Annotated in this window: 20 protein-coding genes; 11 read left to right on the forward strand and 9 right to left on the reverse strand. The window is 67.8% G+C overall.

The genetic code is table 11. The annotated features are described in order from the left end of the window. The 5 genes from HMPREF2924_RS05510 to HMPREF2924_RS05530 form a co-directional block, all read left to right on the forward strand. Nucleotides 1-1,520 (forward strand): N-acetylglutaminylglutamine amidotransferase (locus HMPREF2924_RS05510; protein WP_141765525.1); only part of this gene is annotated, 1,520 nt, incomplete at its 5' end. Between the two features lie 40 nt (nt 1,521-1,560). Continuing rightward, complete coding sequence (ngg, locus tag HMPREF2924_RS05515; protein ID WP_003130165.1) at nt 1,561-3,318, forward strand: N-acetylglutaminylglutamine synthetase; 1,758 nt, start codon at nt 1,561-1,563, stop codon at nt 3,316-3,318. After that, the gene (locus HMPREF2924_RS05520; protein ID WP_003111432.1) at nt 3,315-4,511 is read left to right on the forward strand and encodes an osmoprotectant NAGGN system M42 family peptidase; all 1,197 of its coding nucleotides are present in this window, start codon (nt 3,315-3,317) and stop codon (nt 4,509-4,511) included. Before ngg ends, HMPREF2924_RS05520 begins: the two co-directional genes overlap by 4 nt. Before the next feature lie 136 nt (nt 4,512-4,647). Next, a complete protein-coding gene (locus HMPREF2924_RS05525) occupies nt 4,648-7,404 on the forward strand; it encodes a hybrid sensor histidine kinase/response regulator (protein WP_003130164.1) in 2,757 nt (918 codons plus the stop codon). A gap of 50 nt (nt 7,405-7,454) precedes the next feature. Then, a complete protein-coding gene (locus tag HMPREF2924_RS05530; RefSeq protein ID WP_003091959.1) occupies nt 7,455-7,685 on the forward strand; it encodes a YheU family protein in 231 nt (76 codons plus the stop codon). Nucleotides 7,686-7,813: 128 nt separating this feature from the next. On the opposite strand, the gene HMPREF2924_RS05535 is transcribed toward HMPREF2924_RS05530, so the two are convergent. Continuing rightward, a complete protein-coding gene (locus HMPREF2924_RS05535) occupies nt 7,814-9,139 on the reverse strand; it encodes a phospholipase C/P1 nuclease family protein (RefSeq protein WP_003130162.1) in 1,326 nt (441 codons plus the stop codon). Between the two features lie 216 nt (nt 9,140-9,355). Between HMPREF2924_RS05535 and HMPREF2924_RS05540 the strand changes: the two genes are divergently transcribed. Then, entirely contained in the window at nt 9,356-11,071 is a 1,716-nt protein-coding gene (locus HMPREF2924_RS05540; RefSeq protein ID WP_003103747.1) for an MFS transporter, read from the forward strand. A 121-nt stretch (nt 11,072-11,192) separates the two neighbouring features. Here the strand turns inward: HMPREF2924_RS05540 and HMPREF2924_RS05545 are convergent, their stop codons facing one another. After that, on the reverse strand, nt 11,193-12,533 hold the full coding sequence (locus tag HMPREF2924_RS05545) for a DEAD/DEAH box helicase (RefSeq protein ID WP_003122185.1): 1,341 nt from the start codon (nt 12,531-12,533) through the stop codon (nt 11,193-11,195). 185 nt (nt 12,534-12,718) lie between these two features. Here HMPREF2924_RS05545 and HMPREF2924_RS05550 point away from each other — a divergent pair, with 185 nt between their 5' ends. The 4 genes from HMPREF2924_RS05550 (at nt 12,719) to HMPREF2924_RS05565 (ending at nt 16,597) form a co-directional block, all read left to right on the forward strand. Next, on the forward strand, nt 12,719-14,086 hold the full coding sequence (locus tag HMPREF2924_RS05550) for an MFS transporter (protein WP_003091973.1): 1,368 nt from the start codon (nt 12,719-12,721) through the stop codon (nt 14,084-14,086). Nucleotides 14,087-14,253: 167 nt separating this feature from the next. Then, on the forward strand, nt 14,254-15,582 hold the full coding sequence (locus tag HMPREF2924_RS05555; protein WP_003091979.1) for a mechanosensitive ion channel family protein: 1,329 nt from the start codon (nt 14,254-14,256) through the stop codon (nt 15,580-15,582). A gap of 17 nt (nt 15,583-15,599) precedes the next feature. Beyond that, nucleotides 15,600-16,142, forward strand: a complete 543-nt coding sequence (locus HMPREF2924_RS05560) for a dihydrofolate reductase family protein (RefSeq protein ID WP_003091983.1) — start codon at nt 15,600-15,602, stop codon at nt 16,140-16,142. After that, nucleotides 16,139-16,597, forward strand: a complete 459-nt coding sequence (locus HMPREF2924_RS05565; protein ID WP_003113894.1) for an NUDIX hydrolase — start codon at nt 16,139-16,141, stop codon at nt 16,595-16,597. The genes HMPREF2924_RS05560 and HMPREF2924_RS05565 overlap by 4 nt, the downstream gene beginning before the upstream one ends. Before the next feature lie 121 nt (nt 16,598-16,718). Here HMPREF2924_RS05565 and HMPREF2924_RS05570 read toward each other — a convergent pair whose 3' ends face one another. Next, nucleotides 16,719-18,413, reverse strand: a complete 1,695-nt coding sequence (locus HMPREF2924_RS05570; RefSeq protein WP_003130160.1) for an NAD-dependent malic enzyme — start codon at nt 18,411-18,413, stop codon at nt 16,719-16,721. 456 nt (nt 18,414-18,869) lie between these two features. Here HMPREF2924_RS05570 and HMPREF2924_RS05575 point away from each other — a divergent pair, with 456 nt between their 5' ends. Then, nucleotides 18,870-19,466: a C40 family peptidase gene (locus HMPREF2924_RS05575; protein WP_003103763.1), complete on the forward strand. Its 597-nt coding sequence runs from the start codon at nt 18,870-18,872 to the stop codon at nt 19,464-19,466. Between the two features lie 20 nt (nt 19,467-19,486). Here the strand turns inward: HMPREF2924_RS05575 and rarD are convergent, their stop codons facing one another. From rarD to HMPREF2924_RS05605, 6 genes are all read right to left on the reverse strand, one after another. After that, nucleotides 19,487-20,386: an EamA family transporter RarD gene (gene rarD, locus HMPREF2924_RS05580; protein WP_003091995.1), complete on the reverse strand. Its 900-nt coding sequence runs from the start codon at nt 20,384-20,386 to the stop codon at nt 19,487-19,489. Next, entirely contained in the window at nt 20,383-21,243 is an 861-nt protein-coding gene (locus HMPREF2924_RS05585) for a carboxylate/amino acid/amine transporter (RefSeq protein ID WP_003092000.1), read from the reverse strand. Before HMPREF2924_RS05585 ends, rarD begins: the two co-directional genes overlap by 4 nt. A 93-nt stretch (nt 21,244-21,336) precedes the next feature. Next, nucleotides 21,337-22,143 (reverse strand): cyclohexadienyl dehydratase, encoded by an 807-nt coding sequence (gene pheC / locus HMPREF2924_RS05590; protein ID WP_003130159.1) that lies wholly within the window; start codon nt 22,141-22,143, stop codon nt 21,337-21,339. A gap of 154 nt (nt 22,144-22,297) precedes the next feature. Continuing rightward, nucleotides 22,298-22,903: an acyl-homoserine-lactone synthase RhlI gene (gene rhlI / locus HMPREF2924_RS05595; protein ID WP_003111059.1), complete on the reverse strand. Its 606-nt coding sequence runs from the start codon at nt 22,901-22,903 to the stop codon at nt 22,298-22,300. 180 nt (nt 22,904-23,083) lie between these two features. Next, nucleotides 23,084-23,809 carry a quorum sensing system transcriptional regulator RhlR gene (gene rhlR, locus HMPREF2924_RS05600; protein WP_003119559.1) on the reverse strand — a complete coding sequence of 242 codons (726 nt, stop codon included), beginning with the start codon at nt 23,807-23,809 and terminating at the stop codon, nt 23,084-23,086. 124 nt (nt 23,810-23,933) lie between these two features. Next, nucleotides 23,934-25,214 (reverse strand): glycosyltransferase, encoded by a 1,281-nt coding sequence (locus HMPREF2924_RS05605; RefSeq protein ID WP_003130158.1) that lies wholly within the window; start codon nt 25,212-25,214, stop codon nt 23,934-23,936. Between the last annotated feature and the right edge of the window lie 63 nt (nt 25,215-25,277).

A 25,277-nucleotide genomic window follows, 5' to 3' on the forward strand; every position in this document is an offset into this window, starting at 1 on the left:
AAATCGGCAGGCGTTCATGCGATTGCCCTGGGTTCTTCTCCGGCGGCGACACCGAAGTTCTCTTGAAGGGGTACCATGCCTGGGGCGCCGATTTATTGCCCCGGCTCAATGGGATGTTCGCCTTCGCCGTCTGGGAGCGCGATCGCCAGCGGCTGTTCCTGGCCCGTGACCGCCTCGGCATCAAGCCGCTCTACTACAGCCTCGACCGCTCGCGCCTGCGCTTCGCCTCGAGCCTGCCGGCCCTGCTCAAGGGCGGCGACATCGCCAGCGACCTCGATCCGCAGGCGCTGAATTTCTACCTCAACTTCCATGCCGTGGTTCCCGCCCCGCACACCTTGCTGGAGGGCGTGAAGAAGCTGCCGCCGGCGACCTGGATGAGCGTCGACCTCGACGGCAGCTGCGAGCAGCGCACCTGGTGGACGCTGGACTACGGCCCGCGCCCGGACGAGCGCGAGCTGACGCTCGACGACTGGCAGGAGCGCGTCCTCGACGGCCTCCGCGAAGCGGTGGCGATCCGCCAGCGCGCCGCCCGCGAGGTCGGCGTGCTGCTCTCCGGCGGGGTCGATTCGAGCCTGCTGGTGGGCCTGCTGCACGAGGCCGGGGTGGACAACCTGCTGACCTTCTCCATCGGCTTCGAGGATGCCGGCGGCGAGCGCGGCGACGAGTTCCAGTATTCCGACCTGATTGCCGAGCGCTATCACACCCGCCACCATCGCCTGCGCATCGGCGAGCACGAAGTGATCGAGCAGTTGCCGGCGGCCTTCCGCGCCATGAGCGAGCCGATGGTCAGCCACGACTGCATCGCCTTCTACCTGCTCGCGCGGGAAGTCTCGAAGCACTGCAAGGTGGTGCAGAGCGGCCAGGGCGCCGACGAGCTGTTCGCCGGCTACCACTGGTATCCGAAGGTGGATGGCGCCGACGACGCCTTCGCCGCGTACCGCGCGGCGTTCTTCGACCGCGACCACGAGGAATACCTGGCCACCGTCGGCGAGCGCTTCCGCGTCGAGGACGTCGCCGGGCGTTTCGTCCGCGACCACTTCGCCAGCCCCGGCGCCGAGGCCGCGGTGGACAAGGCGCTGCGCCTGGACAGCACGATCATGCTGGTCGACGACCCGGTCAAGCGGGTCGACAACATGACCATGGCCTGGGGCCTGGAAGCCCGCGTGCCGTTCCTCGACTACCGCCTGGCCGAGCTGTCGGCGCGCATTCCCGCCCGCTTCAAGCTCGGCGACGGCGGCAAGCAGGTGCTCAAGGGTGCCGCGCGCAAGGTGATTCCCAGCGAAGTCATCGACCGGCCCAAGGGCTACTTCCCGGTGCCCGGCCTCAAGCACCTGCAGGGCCGCACCCGCGAATGGGTACGCGAGCTGCTGCTCGACCCGAGCCAGGACCGCGGCCTGTTCCAGCCGGCGATATTCGATCGCCTGCTGAGCGATCCGGACGGCGACCTCACACCGCTGCGCGGCTCCAAGCTGTGGCAGCTGGCCGCCCTCAACCTCTGGCTCAGCGAACAGGGACTTTGAAAATGGGCCCCCAACGCAGGGGCCCGAACCAGGAGCGATCATGAAAGGCCACTTGCATCTGCCTCACCCGCACAACCAGCGCCTGCAACGTATCCAGGCGCCCACCTACGAACGCCTGCAGGCGCGTCTCGCCGAAGATCACAGCGAGCCCACCGAGAAACCGCTGAGCATCCACTGCGGCTGGGGCCGCCTGCTGATCGGGCAGACCTACCCGGCCGCCGAGGAACTGGCCCGCGACCTGCTACAGGAAGCCCCCGGCGAACGCGACATCGCGCTCTACGTGGCGGCGCCGCAGCAGGTCCTGGCCCACGCCCCGCAGCAGCTCTTCCTCGATCCCTCGGATACCCTGCGCCTGTGGTTCACCGACTACCGCCCGGCGCGCCGTCCGCCACGCGGTTTCCGCATCCGCCGGGTGCATACCGAGGAGGACTGGGCGGCGATCAACCGCCTGTACCTGGCGCGCGGCATGCTTCCGGTGCAGACCGAGCGCCTCAGCCCGCGCCACCAGGGGGGGCCGATCTACTGGCTGGCCGAGGACGCCGACACTGGCATCGCGGTAGGCACGGTGATGGGCCTCAACCACGCCAAGGCGTTCCAGGACCCGGAGGGGGGCTCCAGCCTCTGGTGCCTGGCGGTGGACCCGCAATGCAGCCGGCCGGGCGTCGGCGAGGCGTTGGTGCGGCACCTGGTCGAGCACTTCATGAGCCGCGAACTGGCCTACCTCGACCTCTCGGTGCTGCACAACAACCAGCAGGCCAAGGCGCTCTACCGCAAGCTCGGCTTCCGCGAACTGGCGACCTTCACCATCAAGCGCAAGAACGGCATCAACCAGTCGCTGTTCCTCGGCCCCGGCCCGGAGGAAGACCTCAACCCCTACGCCAGGATCATCGTCGACGAGGCCCACCGGCGCGGCATCGAGGTACGCGTCGACGACGCCGAGGGCGGCCTGTTCACCCTGACCCAGGGCGGCCGGCAGATCCGCTGCCGTGAATCGCTCTCCGACCTGACCACGGCGGTAAGCATGACCCTCTGCCAGGACAAGGTCCTCACCCACCGCGCCCTGCAGCACGCCGGCCTGCGCCAGCCGCAGCAGCGCCTGGCCGGCAGCGCGGAGGAAAACGCCGCGTTCCTCGCCGAGCACGGTTCGCTGGTGGTCAAGCCGGTGGACGGCGAGCAGGGCCAGGGCGTGGCGGTGGACCTGCGCACCGCGGAAGAGGTCGAGGAGGCCATCGAGGCCGCCCGCCATTTCGATTCGCGCGTGCTGCTGGAGAGCTACCACGCCGGCCACGACCTGCGCGTGCTGGTGATCGGCTACGAGGTGGTGGCCGCCGCCATCCGTCGTCCCGCCGCGGTGATCGGCGACGGCCGGCACAGCATCCGCGAGCTGATCGAGGCGCAGAGCCGCCGGCGCCAGGCCGCCACCGGCGGGGAAAGCCGCATCCCGCTCGACCACGAGACCGAGCGCACCCTGCGGGCCGCCGGCTATGGCTACGACGACGTGCTGCCCAGCGGCGAACACCTGGCCGTGCGGCGCACCGCCAACCTGCACACCGGCGGCATCCTCGAGGACGTCACCGACGCCCTCCATCCGGCCCTCCGCGAGGCCGCGATCCAGGCCGCGCGGGCCCTGGAAATACCGGTGGTGGGCCTGGACTTCCTGGTCGAGGCCGCCGACCAGCCCGACTACGTGATCATCGAAGCCAACGAGCGCGCCGGCCTGGCCAACCACGAGCCGCAGCCGACCGCCGAACGCTTCGTCGATCTTCTCTTCCCCCTCAGCCGCGAGGTGCCTTCATGACCCCTCTGCCACAACCGGACCTCAACTACCTGCAACGGGTGCTGCTGGAGATGCTCGCCATCCCCAGCCCCACCGGCTTCACCGATACCATCGTGCGCTATGTCGCCGAGCAGCTCGACGAACTTGGCGTGCCCTTCGAGATGACTCGCCGGGGAACCATCCGGGCGACCCTCCAGGGCCGCCTGAATACCCCCGACCGGGCGGTTTCCGCGCACCTCGACACGATCGGCGCGCTGGTCCGCGAGATCAAGCCCAACGGCCGCCTCGGCCTGGCCCCGGTAGGCTGCTGGTCGAGCCGCTTCGCCGAGGGTAGCCGGGTCACGGTGTTCACCGAACAGGGCGTGTTCCGTGGCAGCGTGCTGCCGCTGCTGGCTTCGGGCCACGCCTTCAATACCGAGGTGGACAACCTGAAGATCAGCTGGGACAACATCGAGCTGCGTCTCGACGCCTATACCGCCAGTCGCGCCGACAGCGAGAGCCTGGGCATCTCGGTGGGTGACTACGTGGCCTTCGATCCGCTGCCGGAGTTCACCGAGAGCGGCCATATCAGCGCCCGCCACCTGGACGACAAGGCCGGGGTCGCGGCGCTGCTGGCGGCGCTGAAGGCGGTCAAGGAAAGCGGGCAGGAGCCGCCGATCGACTGCCACCCGCTGTTCACCATCACCGAGGAAGTCGGCTCCGGCGCCGCCGGCGCCCTGCCCTGGGACGTCAGCGAGTTCGTCGGCATCGACATCGCCCCGGTGGCCGAAGGCCAGAATTCCAACGAGCACAGCGTCAGCGTGGCCATGCAGGACTCCGGCGGGCCCTACGACTTCCATCTGTCGCGGCACCTGCTGCGGCTCGGCGAGCGCCACGACATCGCCCTGCGCCGCGACCTGTTCCGCTACTACCACAGCGACGCGCAGTCGGCGATCGCCGCCGGCCACGACACCCGCGCCGCGCTGCTGGCGTTCGGCTGCGACGCCACCCACGGCTACGAGCGCACGCACATCGACAGCCTCGCCGCGCTGAGCCGCCTGCTCACTGCCTACATCCTCAGCCCGCCGGTCTTCGCCAGCGACGCCAAGCCCCGGGAAACCTCGCTGGAACGCTTCAACAAGCAGCTCGAGCATCCGGTGCACATGGAAAGCTGCACCCACGTCCCGCCGGTGGACGAAGTGCTCGACAGCAGCAACAACAGCGACAAGGGCTGAGCCCGCGCCGGCCTCCCCGCCCCCGGGGAGGCCGCCCTCCTCTCCAGCCAACTGCTAGGCTGATGGCAGGTTCCCTCGCCTGTCTCATTTCCTCCGTAGCATCATGCGTGCCGACTCGTGTCCATGGAGTAGTTGCATGTCCCGACTCTGCCTGGTCCTGCTGTTGCTCTGCTGCGCGCTGCCGGCCCGGGCGCAGCCGCCCGCACCGCTGGACGGAGAGGACCTGCGCCTGTCCCTGGGCGCATACGCCGAGTACTACCGCGACGCCGGCGGCAAGGCGCGCCTGGGCGACATCGTCGCCTTGCCGGCCCAGGCCTTCACCGCCCTGCGCGGCGACCACGCGAACTTCGGCAAGAACGCCGCGGCCTGGTGGTTCAGGGTGCGCCTGGACAACCGCAACGGCGCCGACCTGGCCGGTTTCCTGGAGGTCAACTACCCGCTGCTGGACGACCTCAAGGTCTACCTGCTGACCGCCGATGGGCGCATCGAACAGCAGGAGAGCGGCGACCTGTTCGCCTTCTCCCAGCGCCCGGTGCAGGTGCGCAACTTCTGGTTCCCGCTGCGACTGCCGCCCGGCGAGAGCACCCTGCTGCTGCGCGTGCAGAGCACCAGCACCGTCTACGTGCCGCTGTACTTCAGCACCTACGCGGCCAGCGCGGCCAGCCAGGAAACCCTGATGGGCTTCAACGGGGCCTTCTACGGGGTGCTGTTCGGGTTGTTCTGCTACAACCTGTTCCTCTTCGTCTCGCTGCGCGAGGCCACCTACGCCTGGTACCTGCTGTACAACCTCAGCCTCGGCCTGTTTTCCGCCAGCTTCGACGGCCTGCTGTTCAAGCTGCTGCCCGGACACGTGGCGCTGGAGTCGGCCGGCATCTACCTGCTGATGTACCTGAGCTGCCTGGTGTCGATCCAGTTCAGCCGCGGCTACCTCTACACCCGCCGCGACTTCCCGCGCCTCGACCGCTTCCTCCGCGGCCTGCTGCTGGCCTGCGTGGTCCTGTTGGCCAGCGAGCCGCTGGTGGGGCTACGCGCCTGGAACGTCCTCGCCAGCCTGACGGTGATGCTGGTCTCCCTCAGCCTGCTGCTGGCCGGCGTCCACGTCTGGCGCCAGGGCCTGCGCTACGGCCTCTACTACATCCTGGCCTGGGGCGCGCTGCTGCTGTCGTTCCTGGTCACCACCGCCGCCTCGCTGGGCTTCGAACTGTTCGGCCTGTTCGGCAGCAGCGTGGTCAAGATCGGCATGACCGTGGAACTGGTGACCCTGTCCATCGGCCTCGCCGACCGCATCAATGCGCTCAAGGAGGAAGGCTTCCGCTCGCGCCAGGCGGCCGAGCAGGCGCGGGTGGAGAACGAGGCGAAGAGCCGCTTCCTGGCGAAGATGAGCCATGAGATCCGCACCCCGCTGAACGGCGTGCTGGGCATGCTGCAACTGCTCCGCGACACCCCGCTGGATCGCGGCCAGGCGGCCTACGTGGAGACCATCGCCAGCTCCGGCAGCGCGCTGATGTCGGTGATCAACGATATCCTCGACTACGCTCGCATCGAGTCCGGCAAGCTGCACCTGGAGCGCATCGACTTCGACCTGGAGGAACTGCTCTCCGACACCCTGGCGCTGTTCAGCGCCCAGGCCGTGGAAAAACGCCTGCACCTGCATCTCGGCCTGGACAGGGGCGTGCCGCGCCGCCTCAACGGCGACCCGACGCGGTTGCGCCAGGTACTGATGAACCTGCTCAGCAACGCCCTCAAGTTCACCGCCGAAGGCCATGTCGCCGTGCGCGTGCAGCGGCGCTTCGACGAGGGCGGACGCGAGCGCCTGCTGTACAGCGTCAGCGACAGCGGCATCGGGATATCCGCCCAGGCGCAGAAGACCCTGTTCGAATCCTTCTCCCAGGCCGACTCCAGCACCACCCGCCGCTACGGCGGCAGCGGCCTGGGCCTGGCGATCAGCCGCGAGCTGGTGCAGATGATGGGCGGGCGCATCGAGGTGAGCAGCGAGCCGGGCAAGGACACCCGGTTCAGCGTCGACCTGCCGCTCAGCCCCGCCCTCGAGGCCGGCGAAGCGGACGAACTGGCGCAACTGCTGCAACACCGCCCGGCCCTGCTGGCCAGCGAGGACAACCTGACCCTGGACTGCCTGCAGGCATTGCTGGAGCGTTGGGGGCTGCGGGTCGAACGCTGCCTGCAGCCGAGACGGCTGAACGCCTACCTGGAGGACTTCAGCGCACCGCCCCTGCTGGTCCTGGCGGCGCCCTGGCCGGGCCCGCCGTCGATCTGGCTGGACACCCTCTATGCGCAACTGGAGCAAGGCCAGCGCATCCTCCTGCTATGCCCGCCGCAGCACTGCCAGGACCTGCCGCCGCACGAAGGCCTGCGCCTGCTGGCCCTGGCCCAGCCGGTGGCGGTGAAGGCCCTGCGCGAAGCCCTGCTGGAACTGTACCGGGAGCGGCGCCGACAGCCAGGGCGGAGCAGCGAGGCGGCCCCGGACGAACGCCTGGACGCCCCATGCATCCTGGTCGCCGAGGACAACCCGGTGAACCAGCTGGTGGTGCGCGGCTTCCTCGCCAAGCGCGGCTACGCGGTGCGCCTGGCCGGCAACGGACGGCTCGCGCTGGACGAGTACCTGCGCGACCCGAACGGCATCCAGTTGATCCTGATGGATGGCGAGATGCCGGAAATGGACGGCTTCGAGGCGACCCGCCTGATCCGCCGGGAGGAGCGTGCCCAGGGCTGGCCGCGCGTCCCGATCGTCGCCCTGACCGCGCACATCCTCGACGAACACCGCCGGGCCGGAATCGAGGCCGGCATGGACGCCTACCTCGGCAAGCCGGTGGACCGGGCGGAACTCTATGCCACCCTCGAACGCCTGCTCGGCCAGCCTTCGCGACAGGCATGACAGTACGCGATGCGTCGCGCTAGCATTCGCCGCCATACCGGAGTACCGCCATGCTGATCCCCCACGACCTGCTCGAAGCCGACACCCTGAACAACCTGCTGGAAGACTTCGTCACCCGCGAAGGCACCGACAATGGCGACGAGACCCCGCTGGACGTGCGTGTAGAACGCGCCCGGCATGCCTTGCGGCGGGGCGAGGCGGTGATCCTGTTCGACCCGGAGAGCCAGCAGTGCCAGTTGATGTTGCGTAGCGAGGTGCCTGCGGAGCTGTTGCGCGACTGAGTCGCGGCATCGACCCGCCTGGCGGGGCGGGTTCGCCGCCCTGCACACCCCGGAAACGCCGGACAGCGCCCCTGCTCCGTAGGGCGAATAACCGCTCGCGGTTATCCGCCGCTTATCCGCCGTCCCCCTCACTCCTTCGCCTCACCCTCCTCCGTCTCCAACGCCGCCCTGGCGATGTTCCGGCTATGCGCGCCGAAATGCCCGATCAGCTCGATCAGTTGCGCGTTCAGCACCGCATTGTCGTGGGCCTCGGGGCGTGGCTGGTTGCTCTCGCTGAAGTCCTGCGCGGCGAAGGCCGGGCGGGCGGCCAGCCATTCGCCGATGGCGGCGTCGAAGGCCGCGGCGTGGGCGTTCGACTCGGCGGCCACCACCTCGCGCAAGTAGGTCGGCGAATAGGCCGGATAGGCACCGTCGCGGCGGGTGTCGGCGTAGGCGTCGAGCATCGGCTGCGGGCGGCCGTCGCGGAGCAGTTGGCGCAGCCAGTCGAACTGGTATTTCTCCACCGCGGTATGGCGGTTCGCGACACGCTCGATGGCCGCCTGCTTTTCCTCCGGGTAGCCGAGCAATGCCTTGCCCTCCATCTGTAGCATCGCCGCCAGGCTGGCACCGGGCAGCGGCGTGGAGTGGTAGGGCTGGGTGATGTCCTGGATGTAGTGCATGCCCCAGCCAAGGAACCGGTAGCCCCAGTAGGGATGACCGTTGGCGAAGGCGAAGCGGGACAGGCCGAAGTACTGGTAGGCACGCCATTCCGGCCAGGCCCGGGCGAGGAACGGCGCGCCGCTGTAGATCACCGCCGCCTCGTGGTAGAAGCCCATGTGGAACGGCGCCTGGGAGCTGAACTCGAAGCGCGGGTCGCCGAATGGCTGGGTGCCGAAGCCGTAGCGCTGGCCGGCCTCGCCGGGGTTGTCGCTGAACAGGTTGATGTCGTGGCCGTAGTCCGGTTCGTCGGCGGCGGTGGCCAGCACTGCCAGGGGCGCGACTCGCTCGCCGGGCTCCAGGCGGATGAAACGCCAGGCGGTCCACGGCGAGAGGTTCTGGAACACCAGCACCTCCTGTGGCTTGAGGTGCGGGCGCTGCGGCTGGTCCTGCCCGGGAAGCGGCTGGATCGCCAGCGCCAGGCGGATCTCCGGGTTGACCCGCAGCGCCGCGAGGAACGCCTGGCGCAAGTCGCCGGCCTCGCCGTCGGCGGCGAAGCGCAGGGCGTCCGGACGCGCCGGGTAGTTGCCGATATGCGCACGGGCGTAGGCTTCCTGCTCATCCAGCAGGGCGGCCAGTCCGCCGCGCTCGGCGGCGAGGAACGCCTCCAGCGGCTCCACCTCGACTTCCGGCGCCTCGCGGATGGCCGCCAGCTCGCGTAATGCCAGGTAGCTGCCCACCGTATGGTTGGACCAGGCCCACAGGCTCGGCGAGACGACCCACGCCCCCAGCAGCAGGCAACGCAACAGCAACTTCATCGGCTTTTCGCTCTTGTCTCGACTCGGTGCCGGCAAGCCTACCAATGCGGGACACCCAGGGCACTGTCCTGCCTGGACATCGGAACTCTCCGATAGCGCCATCGGACCAATGTCTATCCACGCCGGGCCGGCCCCATGACCGCCATCAATGGCGCCCAGGCGCCAGGCGGCTAGACTTTCCCGACATCAGGCACGCTGATACAAGGCACCCATCTGATGCTCCAGTCCGTTTCGCCCAAGCACGACCTGCCCCTCAAACCCGAAGGCCAAGCGGCCAAGCCAGAACGCACCGGCACCTGGGCGCCGTTCTCGATCCAGGCCTTCCGCATCATCTGGATCTGCAACCTGTTCGCCAACCTCGGCACCTGGGCCCAGTCGGTGGCCGCCGCCTGGGTGGTCACCGACGCCCACGCCAGCCCGCTGATGGTGGCGATGATCCAGGTCGCCGCGGCGCTGCCGCTGGTGCTGCTGTCGATCCTCTCCGGGGTCATCGCCGACAACCACGACCGGCGCAAGATCATGCTCTGGGGACTCAGCTTCGAGATGACCGGGGCGATGTTCGCCACCCTGCTGGCCTTCCTCGGCTACCTCGACCCGGTGCTGCTGATCATCTCCATCCTCTGGATCTCCCTCGGCGGCTCGGTGACCATCCCGGCCTGGCAGGCGGCGGTCAACGAGCAGGTGCCGGCGCGCATGGTCAGCGACGCGGTGCTGCTCAACAGCGTCAACTACAACGTCGCCCGCGCCGCCGGCCCGGCCCTCGGCGGCCTGCTGCTGAGCGCGGTGGGACCGGCCTGGGTGTTCCTGTTCAACAGCTTCTGCTACATGGCCCTGATCTGGGCGATCTGGCAGTGGCGGCGCGACGTGCCCAAGCGCAGCCTGCCGCCGGAAGGCATCCTCGAAGGCGTCACCGCGGCGCTGCGCTTCACCCAGTACTCCACCGTCACCCGCCTGGTGATGATGCGCTCCTTCGCCTTCGGCCTCTCCGCCAGCGCGGTCTGGGCCCTGCTGCCGCTGCTGGCGCACCGCAACCCGGACGGCGACGCGGCGATCTACGGCTACATGCTCGGCGCCCTCGGCCTCGGCGCGATCCTCGGCAGCACCCAGGTCTCGCGCCTGCGCCAGCGGATCGGCAGCAGCCGGCTGATCAGTCTGGCCGGCTTCACCCTGGCGCTGATCCTGCTGACCCTCGGCCTGGTAGACAACCTCTGGGTCCTGTTTCCGGTGCTGATCCTCGGCGGCGGCTGCTGGATCGGCGCCCTCGCCACCTACAACTCGGCGGTGCAGATCCTCGTCCCCGACTGGATCAAGGCGCGCGCCCTGGCGTTGTACCAGACCGCGCTGTACGGTGGCCTGGCGCTGGGTTCGTTCCTCTGGGGCCATCTCGCCGAGACCATGACCGTGCACGGTGCGCTGCTGGCCGCCGGCTGCCTGCTGCTGGCCTCGGTGATCCTCCTGTACAACTCGCGCCTGCCGGAAATGGACGCCGCCAGTATTTCCCGCGCGCCGGCGAGCATGCCCGGGCAGCCGAGCTTCGTCTTCAACACGCGGCGGGGCATGGTGCTGGTCTCCATCGAATACCGGATTCCCGCCGAGCGCACCCGCGACTTCGTTCGCGCCGCCCAGCCGCTGCGCCGCCTGCGCCTGCGCAACGGCGCGGAGCGCTGGTCGCTGTTCCGCGACGTGAGCAACCCGGAGGTCTGGCAGGAACTGTTCCTGGTGGACAACTGGATCCAGCACCTGCGCATGCTCGACCGCATGACCCTGGCCGACAAGATCGTCATCGACAACGTCACCGCCCTGCATGCCGGCGACGGTCCGCCGCAGATCCGCCATTGCGTGAGCTACGAGGCCAGCAGCTACGATACGCCGCTGGTGAAGAGCGCCACGCCGCCGGCCAACGACGAGGCGGGCGCGACGGCGGGGAGTTGAGAACGGGGCCTGGCAGTCCCCCGGGGCGGACAGCGCCAGCGGCGTTATCCGCCATCCAACGCCGGCGCGGCGGATAACCGCAAACGGTTATCCGCCCTCCGAAGCGGTCGGCGGCGCGCGATCACTCCGCCGTCGGCTTCTTGCGCTTGAGCGGCGCCATGCCGTCGGCGCTGACCACCGCCGACGGCCCGGCCTTCGGCCGCGCGGCGGGCTTGCGCTTGGCCGCGGGCTTGGCGGCGGCGCCCTTCCTGTCCTGCTTTTTCTTCTTGCTGCCGGCGGCCTTGCCCGAGGCCTTGAGCTTCTTCGGCCCCTGGTAGGCGGCCTTCAGTTCCTTGATGTTGCGTCGTTCGAAGTTCTGCTTGAGGTAGCGTTCGACGCTCGACATCAGGTTCCAGTCGCCATGGCAGATCAGCGAGATCGCCAGGCCCTCGGCGCCGGCGCGACCGGTGCGGCCGATGCGGTGCACGTACTCGTCGCCGCTGCGCGGCATGTCGAAGTTGATCACCAGGTCCAGGCCTTCGACGTCCAGGCCGCGTGCGGCGACGTCGGTGGCGACGAGGATCTTCACCGCGCCCTGCTTCAGGCGCTCGATGGCCAGCTTGCGGTCCTTCTGGTCCTTCTCGCCATGCAGGACGAAGACCTTGTGCTGGTTGGCGATCAGCCGCCCGGTCAGGCGATCGGCGGAGACCCGGGTATTGGTGAAGACGATGGCCTTGGTGTAGGTCTCGTTGCTCAGCAGCCATTGCAGCAACTGTTCCTTGTGCGCCACGTCGTCGGCGGTGATGACCTGCTGGCGGACGTTCTCGTTCAGCTCGCCGACCTGGTTCAGGCGCAGCACTTGCGGCTCGCGCAGCACCTCGGCGATCACCTTGTTCAACCCGGCGCCGCTGTGGGTGGCGGAGAACAGCAGGGTCTGGCGCTCGGCCGGGCAGGCATTGGCCAGGGCCAGCACGTCGTCGGCGAAGCCCATGTCGAGCATGCGGTCGGCCTCGTCCAGCACCAGCACCTCGATGTCCTGCAACGGCAGGTTGCCGGCGTTGCGCTGCTCGAGCAGGCGGCCGGGGGTGCCGATGATGATCTCCGGGTTCTTGCGCAGGCGCGCGCCCTGCACCTTGAAGTCCTCGCCGCCAGTGATCAGGCAGGCCTTGATGAAGGTGAACTGGGCGAAGCGCTCGACTTCCTTGAGGGTCTGCTGGGCCAGCTCGCGGGTCGGCAGGAGGATCAGCGCGCGCGCCAGGGAGCGCGGCTTGTCCTCGGCCAGCAGGCGGTGCAGCAGCGGCAGCAGGAAGGCCGCGGTCTTGCCGCTGCCGGTCTGTGCCGTGACCCGCAGGTCGTGCCCCTCCAGCGCCTTGGGAATGGCCGCGGCCTGGACCGGCGTCGGCTCGCTGAAGGACAGGCTTTCCAGTGCCTTCAGCAGGCGTTCGTGGAGGGGAAATTGGCTGAACAAGGGAGACCTCGGCATTGCACGTGAAAATGGACAGGTGCATAGCCTAACGGTTGCCGCGCCGGCGCGCAGGCTTTATTCGCGCGGCGCGACGGCCAGCGCCGGCGTCGCAATCGGCTCGACGCCGGGTCGCCGCCAGGCAAGCGCCGCGCGGGCGGCGATCGCAGACTCGTTCGACGCCCGCCGCCCAGAGGAACCAGGTCATGCCCGACGCGCCCGCATCCGCCGCCGAACGCCTCGAACGGCTGCCGCTGAGTCCGTATCACCGACTGATCTTCGTGATCATCGCGCTGGCGTTCTTCTTCGACTCGATGGACCTGGCGATGATGACCTTCCTGCTCGGCTCGATCAAAGCCGAGTTCGGGCTCGACTCGGCGCAGGCCGGGCTGCTGGCCAGCTCGAGCTTCTTCGGCATGGTGATCGGCGCGGCCCTGTCGGGCATGCTCGCCGACCGCTTCGGACGCAAGCCGGTATTCCAGGCCAGCATCGTGCTCTGGGGCCTGGCCAGCTACCTGTGCTCCACCGCCGGCGACCTCGGCAGCCTGACCTTCTACCGGGTATTGCTGGGGATCGGCATGGGGATGGAGTTTCCCATCGCCCAGTCGCTGCTGTCGGAGATGATCCCGGCCAGCCGCCGCGGCAAGTACATTGCGCTGATGGACGGCTTCTGGCCGCTGGGCTTCGTCGCCGCCGGCTGCCTGTCCTACTTCCTCCTGCCGCTGACCGGCTGGCGCAGCATTTTCCTGGTGCTGGCGCTGCCGGCGGTGTTCGTCCTCGCCATCCGCTTCCTGATTCCCGAGTCGCCGCGCTGGCTGGAGCAGGCCGGCCGGCGCGAACAGGCGGACCGGGTATTGCGCGACATAGAAGCACGGGTGATGCGTTCGCTGGGCCTGACCGAGCTGCCGCCGCCGCTGCGCCAGCCGCAGCGGGAACGCAGCCGTCCGGGCTTCTTCAGCGCCTTCGCCGAACTCTGGTCGCCAGCCTACCGGCGCCGCACCCTGACCGTCTGGGGCCTGTGGTTCTTCGCCCTGCTCGGTTTCTACGGCCTGACCTCCTGGCTCAGCGCGCTGCTCCAGCAATCCGGCTTCGCCGTCACCCAGTCGGTGTACTACACGGTGCTGATCTCGCTGGCCGGGATACCCGGCTTCCTCTGCGCGGCCTGGCTGGTGGAAAGCTGGGGCCGCAAGCCGAGCTGCGTGCTGATGCTCCTCGGCGGCGGCGCGATGGCCTACGCCTACGGCCAGACCGCGGTGTTCGGCGGCAGCCTGGCGCTGCTGATCGGCTTCGGCCTGGCCATGCAGTTCTTCCTGTTCGGCATGTGGGCGGTGCTCTACACCTATACGCCAGAACTCTATCCGACCTCCGCGCGCGCCACCGGCTCGGGCTTCGCCTCGGCGGTCGGGCGGATCGGCTCGCTGCTCGGCCCGCTGGTCACCGGGCTGGTCCTGCCGCTCACCGGCCAGGGCGGGGTGTTCACCCTCGGCGCCCTCTGTTTCGGCGTCGCCGCCCTGGTGGTCTGGGCCTTCGGCATCGAGACCCGCGGGCGCACCCTGGAGGAGCTTGCCGGCTGAGCCCGCGCGTCGGCGGAAAACCTTTGTAGACACGTCGGGGATGCGATCCGGCGCCCGATGGGGCACTCTTGGTTCCTTTGTGCGTTCCCGGCCCCCGCGTCGGGATCTCCGTTCAACCGCGGGGCCGGCCCGTCCCCCCCGCCCGCAACAAAGGAAGTCGCCTGTCCATGGACTCCACATCCCTTCTCGACCAGCTCTCCGGGTACTGGTCGGCGCTCGACCAACACCCTATCCTGCACGCCGGCCTGGCCTTCGGCCTGCTGCTGGTGGGCGCCCTGATCCTCGGCCGGGTGGCCCGCTACATCGTCCTCTACGCCGCCAACCTGCTCGCCCGCCAGCCCGCGCTGCACTGGCTCGGCGACCTGATCCGCAACAAGGTGTTCCAGCGCCTGGCGCAGACCACGCCCTCGCTGCTGGTGCAATTCGGCCTGCCGTGGATCCCGGAGATGCCGGACAAGGCCGCGCACTTCCTCGGCAACCTGGCACTGGCCTTCACCGTGCTGTTCCTGATCCTCGCCCTCACCGCGCTGCTGAATGCCCTGCTGGACATCTACGCGCGTACCGAGCACGCCCGCACCCGTTCGATCAAGGGCTACGTGCAACTGGCGAAGATCGCCGTGTTCGTGTTCGGCGCGATCATCATCGTCTCGATCATCATCGACCGCTCGCCGCTCCTGCTGCTGTCCGGCCTCGGCGCGATGTCGGCGGTCCTCCTGCTGGTCTACAAGGACACCCTGATGTCCTTCGTCGCCAGCGTGCAGCTCACCAGCAACGACATGCTGCGGGTCGGCGACTGGATCGAGATGCCGCAGGTCGGCGCCGACGGCGACGTGGTGGACATCACCCTGTACACCGTGAAGGTGCAGAACTTCGACAAGACCATCGTCTCGGTGCCGACCTGGCGCCTGATGTCGGAGTCGTTCAAGAACTGGCGCGGCATGCAGCAGTCCGGCGGACGGCGGATCAAGCGGGCAATCTACGTCGACTCCAGCCAGGTGCGTTTCCTCGACGAGAAGGAAGAGCGGCGCCTGAGCCAGGTGCGCCTGCTCACCGAATACATGGCCCGCAAGCAGACCGAGTTGCAGGAGTGGAATGCCGCCAACGGCGGGGTCGCCCCGCTGGCCGCCAACCGCCGCCGGCTGACCAACATCGGTACGTTCCGCGCCTACGCCCTCGCCTACCTGCAGAACCACCCGGACATCCATCCGCACATGACCTGCATGGTCCGCCAGTTGCAGCCGACCGCCCAGGGCATCCCGCTGGAGATATACTGCTTCACCCGCACCACCGCCTGGGTCGACTACGAGCGCATCCAGGGCGACGTGTTCGACTACCTGCTGGCGGTGATGCCGGAGTTCGGCCTCGGCGCCTACCAGCAGCCCAGCGGCCAGGACCTGCGCCAGGGGCTGCAAGGCATGCTCGAAGGGCGTGACGCCGGGGCCCGCTCGTTCGAGGCGCTGGCCGCGCCGAGCCGCAGCGACGAAGCCACCGCCTGAACCGAGGAAAACCGTCCATGAAACCGCACCTGACCTACTACGTCGCCGCCAGCCTGGACGGTTTCATCGCCCGCCCCGACGGCAGCGTCGACTGGCTCGACCGTTTCGCCGAGGGCGGCAACGACCACGGCTACAAGAGCTTCTACCAGGGCATCGACGGCCTGCTGATGGGCCGCGGCACCTACGATATCGTGCGCGGCTTCGGCGACTGGCCGTATTCGGGCAAACCCTGCCAGGTACTCACCCGCAACCCGCAGGAAAGCGCAGCGGAAGGCGTCGAGTTGCGCCACGTCACACCCCAGGAAGGCCTCGCGCGCCTCGGCGAACAGGGCTGCCGGCGGATCTGGCTGGCCGGCGGCGGCAGCCTCGCCGGTAGTTGCCTGGCGGCCGGGCTGCTCGACGAGGTGATCGTCAGCGTCATTCCGCAGCTGCTCGGCGCCGGCATCCCGCTGTTCGCCGGCGGCCGCGAGCGGCGCCTGCAACTGCTGGAACAACATGGCTACAACAGCGGCATCGTACAGATGCGCTACCAGGTGATCGCCGAGGACGACCCGCAATGACCGACAACCTGCTGAGCATTTCCGCCGCCTGCCTGTTCGACGACCAGGGCAACCTGTTGCTGGTGCGCAAGCGCGGCACCCAGGCCTTCATGCTCCCGGGCGGCAAGCGCGAGCCGGGCGAAACGCCCCTCGCCGCGCTACAGCGTGAACTGCTGGAGGAACTGCGCCTGCCGATGGGCGCCTCGACCTTCGAGCACCTCGGCAGCTTCCAGGCGCCGGCGGCCAACGAGGCGAACACCCGCGTCGATGCCGATATCTACGTCGCCCGCCTGCCCCACGCCGTCTGTGCGCAGGCGGAGCTGGAGGAACTGGCCTGGCTGGTCCCCGGCCAAGCGCAGCCGGACAATCTCGCGCCGCTGCTGCGCGATCATGTCCTGCCGGCCCTGGCGCGGCGCGCGGCGGAAAACCCGGAAACCCAGGCCGAACACCGGACGCGCCCCGATCATGTGCGCTGAGCGCTAGCGCTCCCGTCAACGAAAAAGGCCACCTTGGGGTGGCCTTTTCGCGTTCTCGCACCGATCGCGCGGAATATCGGCGGTTAACGCCTCTCCCCCGTGCGCAGCCTGCGGCTAAGCCTCAGAACGAAGTCCGGCGGTAGGCACGGTAGCGCGGGAACCAGAAGTTCGCCTCGATGGCGTCGTTCAATACCTCGTCGCTGGTATGCAGGGCCTTGCCCTCGGCCTGGGCCTGCTTGGCCACGGCGACGGCGATGCGCTTGCTGACCTCGCGGATGTCACCCAGCGCCGGCAACACGGCGCCCTCGCCCCGGGTAACGATCGGCGAGCAGTTGGCCAGGGCGTTGGCCGCGGCCATCAGCATGCCTTCGGTGACCCGGTTGGCCCGCGCGGCGATCACCCCCAGGCCGATGCCGGGGAAGATATAGGCGTTGTTGCACTGGGCGATGGGAATCCGCTTGTCGCCCACCTGCACCGGTTGGAACGGGCTACCGGTGGCGACCAGCGCCTGGCCGTCGGTCCAGTTGAGGATTTCCTGCGGAGTCGCCTCGACCCGCGAGGTCGGGTTGGACAGCGGCATCACCAGCGGCTGCTTGCAATGGCTGTGCAGCTCGCGGATGACCTCTTCGGAAAACAGCCCGCGCTGCCCGGAGACGCCGATCAGCACCGTCGGCCGGGCATTGCGGATCACTTCCAGCAACGCCAGGTCGTCGCCCTGCTGGCCGCCCCAGGCACCGAGGTCGGCGCGCTTCTGCGCCAGGCGGTGCTGGAAGTCGAGCAGGTTGCTCATGTCGTCGGTGAGCAGGCCCCAGCGGTCGACCATGAAGATGCGCCGACGCGCCTGGGCCTCGTCCAGGCCCTCCAGTTGCATGGCGGCGATGATCTGTTCGGCGATGCCGCAACCGGCGGAGCCGGCGCCGACGAAGGTCACGGTCTGCTCGCTGAGCTTCTCGCCCTTGGCCTTGCAAGCCGCCAGCAGGGTGCCCACGGCCACCGCGGCGGTGCCCTGGATGTCGTCGTTGAAGCAGCACAGCTCGTCCTTGTAGCGCTCCAGCAACGGCATGGCATTGGTCTGGGCGAAGTCCTCGAATTGCAGCAGGACGTTGGGCCAGCGGCGCTTGAGCGCCTGGATGAACAGGTCGACGAACTCCTCGTACTGCGCCCCGCTCACCCGCTCGTGGCGCCAGCCCATGTACATCGGGTCGTTGAGCAGGTCCGGGTTGTTGGTGCCGACGTCCAGCACCACCGGCAGGGTGTAGGCCGGGCTGATACCGCCGCAGGCGGTGTACAGGGACAGCTTGCCGATCGGGATGCCCATCCCGCCGATGCCCTGGTCGCCGAGGCCGAGGATCCGCTCGCTGTCGGTGACCACCACGATCTTCACGTTGTTCTTGGTGGCGCTGCGCAGGATGTCGTCGATCCGCTCGCGGTCCGGGTAGGAGATGAACAGGCCGCGGTGGGTCCGGTAGATCTTCGAGAACTCCTGGCAGGCCTGGCCGACCGTGGGGGTGTAGATGATCGGCATCATTTCTTCCAGGTGCTCCTCGAGCAGGCGGAAGAACAGGGTCTCGTTGTTGTCCTGGATCGAGCGCAGGAAGATGTGGCGGTCCAGATCGGTGTTGCACAGGTTGTACTGGCTGTAGGCGCGCTCGGTCTGTTCCTCGATGGTCTCGATGTTGTGCGGTAGCAGGCCCTGCAGGTTGAAATCGATGCGTTCCTGGGTACTGAACGCGCTGCCTTTGTTCAGCAGCGGCATCTCCAGCAGCGAAGGGCCGGCATGGGGGACGTACAAGGGACGCTTGGCTGTTTCGGTCATATCTGGACTCGCTTCTACGGGCTTCACTCGGGTACGGGGACCACGAACATACCCCCGGCGCAGAGGCTTTCCAAGGCCACGGCGAACAACAGGTCATTGCCGGACCCGCAAGTATCGCCACTTGCATGGCGAAACCGGCGCGTCACATCCGGAACCGACCATTCGACGAATGGTCAGAAGGCTGGCGTCAAAATAGGTCACAATAGCCGCCGCTTTCGTAGGGGAATACGCTGGGAACGCCGATGAGTCCCCGATTTTCCTTCGTGAAGCCCGTTATCGCCGGGACAACCTGAATGCATCCAGGCCCGGAAGCAGTTGGCCGTTTCGTTTGACGGCCTGGTCGGAAGAGTCAGGAGGGCTCGTTCCGGTCACCCAGAAGACACTCCGATGAACAGAGAGTAACCACGAACCAGCGGAAGCCTGGACCGTTATTCACGCACGCGAAGACATGCCGAAATGCGTTCACCCTTTTTGACATGCCTGTCTGTAGGCTTCGCGGCCCTTCTGGCCGCCCTCTCGACGCCCAGCCTGGCTTCCAACCAGGTCACCCACACCTTCAAGCCGTCGAAGAATTCCACCCTGTCGCCCAGCCGGGTCGTCAGCACCCGCCAGTCCGCCAACCGCTCGGTGGTCGCGGCCGCCGCTTCCGAAGTCACCGACCGCGCCTTCAGCATGATCGGCACCCCCTACCGCTGGGGCGGCACCACGCCGAAGAAAGGCTTCGATTGCAGCGGCCTGGTCAACTATGTGTTCCAGGACGTCGACGACGTCGACCTGCCGCGGACCGCCCGCGCCATCTACAACATGGACAACAACAAGGTCTCCCGCGGCAAGCTGCAACCGGGCGACCTGGTGTTCTTCCGGATCCGCAGCCGCAGCGTCGACCACGTCGGCATCTACGTCGGCAACGACCGCTTCGTGCACGCGCCGCGGCGCGGCAAGAAGGTCCGCGTCTCCGACCTCAACAGCAGCTACTGGAAACGCCACTACCTGGCCGGCAAGCGCATCCTGCCGACCACCCTCGCCCAGGTCGAAAGCACCCGCAAGCGCTGATTCCGGCGCCTGCGGCTCGCTCAGATGCCCCGCCGCGCCTGTTTCCTCAGCAGGCGCGCGCTGTCCCAGCCGGTCAACAGCACCGCCAGCCAGATCGGCGCGTAGGTCCATAGCTGCTCGGGACGGAACGCCTCGCCGAGGAACAGTACCGCCACCAGGAACAGCAGCACCGGTTCGACGTAGCTGAGAATCCCGAACAGCCCCATCGGCAGCAGTCGGCTGGAAGCCATCATCGCGCCGAAGGCCAGCGCACTGATCAGCCCCAGCATCGGCAGCAGCAGCCACAGGCGCGGCGCCTCGCGGAAGGCCTGGCTCTCGTCGCCCAGCCAGTACAGCGCGGCCAACGCCAGCGGCAGCAGGAAGAGCATCTCGAAGACGAACCCGGACAGCGCGTCCACGCCCATCCTGCGCCGCAGCATGAAGTACGGGGGATAGCCCAGCGCGGTGACCAGGGAGACCCAGGAGAACGCGCGGGTCAGCCAGAATTCGTGGAGCACCCCGGCCAGCGCGCAGGCCACGGCGATAGCCTGCAGCGGCGTCAGGCGCTCGCCGTAGAACACCCGCCCCACCAGCACCATCGCCAGCGGCAGGAGGAAGTAGCCCAGCGACAGTTCGAGGGTCTTCCCGGCCAACGGCGCCCAGATGAAGATGCCCCATTGCAGCAGCATCATCGCCGCGGTCAGCGGGAAGCAGGCCAGCAGCCAGGGCTCGGCGAACAGCCGGCGCCAGGCGGCGCGCAGGGTCGGCCACTGGCGGGTGGCGACGACCAGCAGGAATACCATCGGGATCGACCAGACCACCCGATGCGCCACCACCTGCAGGCTGTCCAGCGGCTCCAGCAGGTGGACGTAGCCCGGCAGGGTAACGAACAGCACCGAGGCGGCCAGCGACAGCAGCACGCCCTGTCCGGAAATCCTCATGCACGCACCTCGCGCCGGCCGAGCCGGTTGACCCACAGCGAAGCGACGATCACCGCGCCGCCCAGGGCCAGGCGCGGCAGGTCGGCGTGCTGGTTCCAGATCAGCAGGTTGAGCAGCAACCCGACCGGCACGTGCAGGTTGTTCATCACCGCCAGGGTACCGGCGTCCACCTCGGTGGCGCCCTTGTTCCACCAGAACTGGCCGAGGGCGGTGGCCAGCAGCCCCATCCATACCAGTACGCCCCATTGCAGCTCGCCGGCCGGCAGGCGCTGCGGATCGCCGAACAGCAGCCAGGCAGGCAACGCCACCAGCAGCGCGCCAACGAAGAAATAACCGAAGCGCTGGCGCTGCGGCAGCTCGGACGGGTACTTGCGCACCAGGCGCTTGTACAGCACCTGGCCGGCGGCGAAGGTGGCGTTGGCCAGTTGCAGCAGCAGGAAGCCCTGGAGGAACTCGCCGGTGATCCCGTCGTAGCGGATGATCGCCGCGCCCAGCACCGCCACCAGCGCGGCGGCCAGGGCCCAGAAGTTGAAGCGGCGGTTGAGCAGGTCGTCGAACAGGGCCACGTGGACCGGCGTCAGCACGGTGAACAGCAGCACCTCGGGCACCGTCAGCACGTTGAAGCTCAGGTACAGGCAGACGTAGGTGATGCCGAACTGCAGCGCGCCGACCAGCATCACCCCGCCGACGAAACGCGGTTCGACGCCGCGCCAGCGGGTCAGCGGGAGAAACACCAGGCCAGCGAGAAGGACCCGGGTAAGCACGGCGAAGTAGCTGTCGACCTGGCCGGCGAGGTACTCGCCGATCAGGTTGAAGGAGAACGCCCAGAGGACGGTGACGAACAGTAGATAACGCATGGACCAGGCACCAGGATGGGGCGCCGACCATAACGTTTTTGCCGCCGCCAAGGAAGGCCGCGCGGGCCCGCGGCCACCCTCGCCGCCCCTGTACTACTTGCCGTGCGCGGTGGGCCAGCGGTATTCGAGCCAGTGCTCCATGCGCTGGCGCAACAAGCCGCTCTGCTCAGCGATGTGCAGCCACTGGTCGACGTAGCGCTTGAAGGCCTCGTCGCGCGGCAGCAGGTAGGCCTTCTCGGCGAAGTCGAAGGGTTGCTGCGGATGCACGGCGCAGAGTTCCGGGTGCAACCGCGACTGCAGGCGGGCCTCGATGGCGTCGGTCATCATCAGGTCGGCCTTGCCGTCGACGATCTGCTGGAAGATCGTCACGTTGTCCGGATGCACCAGGATCCGGGCCTTCTTCAGGTTCGCCCGGGCGAACTTCTCGTTGGTGCCGCCGGGGTTGACGATGGCCGTCACGCCCGGCTGGTCGATCTGCTCCAGGGTCTGGAAACGCGCTTCTTCGCTACAGAGGGTGATCGGCGTCTTGCCGTCGCGCAGGTAGGGAATCGAGAAATACGCCTGGCGCTGGCGCTCCAGGTTGATCGAGATGCCGCTCATGGCGATGTCGAAGCGGTCGTCGGCGAAATCGCGCATCAGGTTCGGCCAACTGGCCGGCACCACTACCAGCTTGGCCCCCAGGCTCTCGGCCAGGCGCTGCGCCATGTCCACGTCGAAACCGGCGTAACCGCCCTCTTCCGTGCGGTAGCTGAAGGGCTTGTAGTCGCCCGTGGTGGCGACGCGCAGCACGCCGCTTTCGAGGATGCGGTCGAGGCGGCTCTCCTGCGCCTGGAGGCTGGCGCTGGCCAGCAGCGCAAGGCAGGCCAGGGCCTGGACGAGATGGCGGAATGACTTCGGCATGGCGACTCCTCGGGATGGCGGACCGCAGAGAGACTACGCAAGTCCGCAGCCGCGGCCAAATCCCGGAATGCAGGGGAACGCCCGATGACGCCGGGGCGCGGGCCGAGCATGCGGCAGGAGAAGCGGAAAAAAGTGCGCGAAACGGCTGACGACCTCACACCGCCATCGACAGCGGTACGCCCTGCAGCCATTCCGGGTGGTAGCGCAGCAGCATCTCCAGGCCGCGCTCCTGGTAGGCCGGGAAGCTGATCGCGACCAGCGTCTCGCCCTTGACCTTCTGCGGCGGGCCGAGGCGCTGGAGGATCACGCCGTTGCGAACGAAATAGCGCTCCATGGCCGTGGTGGTCACCGCGACCACCGAACTGGCGCCCAGGTACCAGGCGCATTGCAGGCTGGACCAGAATATCTTCATCGCCAGTTGCGGATCGTCCGCCGCGCTGGCGGCGTAGCGCGAAAGCTCCCATACCGACGGATCGCTGGGCGGGGTTTCGCTGCACAGGTAGGCGAAGACTTCCTTGAGCAGGTAGGCGTCGGTCGTCGGCAGCAGGCGGGCGCAACCGCAGATGCCCTGGCGGCCCATGGCGACGATGTAGCGGGTTTGCGGATGGTCGAACTGGTCGAATTCCTGGTCGCGGACCCTGGAGGTGGAGACCACGTCCCAGCCCAGCTTCTCGATGAAGACTTGATGCCGGTAGCGTCCCAGCTCGGCGATCATGGCGGCGGAAAGCCCTTCCAGCGATTCAGAGAGCAATTCGATCATGACCAAGTCCCCGTGTCGTGCCGGCCGAGAAAAAAAAGGCGGCATCCCTACCCTGATACTCCTGGGCCCTCTCAGTCGGAGGACATACCAGCACACACATGAGGGGGAAGACTAAAGGAGGATGAACGGCAGGCAACCTGCCAGATCTGGTAGGGCGCGCCGGCCGGCGCGCCCTGCGCTTCAGATGAGGCCCAGCGCCGCGGCGTAGGCGGCAGCCAGCGTCTTGTTCGGCGCGTCGAACTTCTTCTGGATGTTCTTGTGGTGGAAGTTCACCGTGCTCTCGGAGATGCTCAGGATGATGGCGATTTCCCCGGAACTCTTGCCGTCGGCGGTCCATTGCAGGATCTCGCGTTCGCGATGGCTCAGGCAGACCGGGTTGGACATCAGCATCGGATGCTCCAGGTCGGTCAGCTTCTGGGTCAGCAACTCGATCATGCAACGCAGCCGCAGGCGGATTTCCTCGCGCTCGAAGCTGGAGATGTTCTGCTGGTCGCGCGCCACGGAAAGCACGCTGAGCAAATTGTTCGGCGCGCGGATCGGCAGGGTCGCGCCGACACAGAGGCCCCAATCGCGAGCCTCGTTCCAGAGCATCCGGCTCTGGTCGAACAGGCTGTCGCTCCAGACCACCATTTCCGAGGAGCGCAGGCCGTTGAGGATCGCCGGATCCACGGCCCCGTAGTTCTGCATCTGGTATCGCTCCAGCCAGGCCTTGGGATAGGTGCCATGGACCTCGGTCTTCGGCCGGGTGAAGGGAATCGTGTGGCGCACGCCATAGGCGTAGTAATCGAAGCCCAGGCGCCGCACTTCCTTTTCCAGGACGGCGAACACGCCCTGGCTGTCGTGGATCGGCTGCATCTCGCTACGCAAACCGTCCCACCACAGCAAAAAGCCTCCGTCATTCCTCATTGCAGTAAGCCCTGATCGATAAAATGCATCACAGCAGAATTGGCCCGGGGTATGACGCTGTCAAGCGCGCAGCCTTGCCGATACGGCAAAATCATGGCAACCCTATCTGTTATGCCAGCACCGTTCAGGACGCAGCCTTCAGCCATCGAGCATCCCCCTCCCTATGACAACGTTCGACCACCTGGGCCGCTTTACCGCAAGCGATACTGTGCGGTTGTGACAATTCCATGAAACGCCGACAGGCCGCCGCCATGGCCGGGTTCTCGAGCAAGCGCCACAGCGCCCCGCGCAACTCCTGCTCGCGCAACGGCACGCCCAGGCGCATCCCGCAGCCGAGCCGGACCAGCCGTTCGGCATTGTCGAACTGGTCGTGGGCACAGGGCAGCAGCACCTGCGGCACCCCCGCCGCCAAGGCCAGGCTCATGGCGCCGATACCGCCCGGATGGACCAGCCCGGCGCACGATGGCAGCAAGGCTCCCAGTGGCGCGTAGGCGCGCTGCAGCACGTGGTTCGGCAAGCCGCGCAGCGGTTCCTGGCCGGCGCCGGTGAGGAAGATCCCACGCGCGCCGAGGCGTTCCAGCGCGCGCAGGGCCATGGCGTAGAAGTCGCCCTGCAGGTGTTCGGTCGAGCCCTGGGTGAACACCAGCGGCCGGCTGCCCTGATCGAGAAAGCGTTGCAGTTCGTCGTCGAGCGGGGTTCCCGGGATACTGCCGTCGAACAGCGGGAAGCCGGTCATGTGCAGGGGTTGCGGCCAATCCTGCTGGGGCGGCGCGAACCAGGCCGGGAACAGGCAGACCACGCCCTGCGGCGAATGCATCCATTGGGTGAAGATGCGTTTCACCGGCGTTTCCAGGCCGACCTTGCGGCGCACCGCGTTGATCTCCGGCGCGCAGGTGCGATCCAGCTTGAAGCGCTCGATGCAGCGCCAGAGCAGCTTGCGCATCGCCAGCGGCATCTGCTCGGGCACGTTGAACTTGGGGTGTACCGGCGGCAGGTGCGCCGACAACAGGGTCGATGGCGAGACCTGCGCGGACAGGTAGGGAATCCCGTACTTCTCGTGAGCGATGCGTGCGCCCAGCGCCCATAGCGAGCCGACCACCACGATGTCGTCATGGCGCTGCGCCGAGACGTACTCGTAGACCGGCTCGATCATCCCGGCGATGGCTTGCCAGAGCACGCCGAAGGACGTCTTGGGGTCCCACAGGCGCGGATCGCCCATGGTCCGGCGGTAGGTCAGTTCGTCGCTCAGCGGGACGAACGCGATGCCGTGCTGCTCCACCGCGTCGCGAAACACCGGGATGGTGCAGAGGCTCACGCGGTGCCCGCGCAGTTTCAGGGTCCGGGCCAGGCCGATGAAGGGAAATACGTCGCCGGCCGAGCCGATGGCGATGAGGATGGCGTGCATGGGGCTACTCCGTGCGTTATGCAACCGCAAAGCCCGGCCAGGCCGGGTCTTCGCAGGTCAAGG

This window comes from Pseudomonas sp. HMSC063H08, from assembly GCF_001813645.1.
Taxonomy (GTDB): Bacteria; Pseudomonadota; Gammaproteobacteria; order Pseudomonadales; family Pseudomonadaceae; genus Pseudomonas; species Pseudomonas aeruginosa.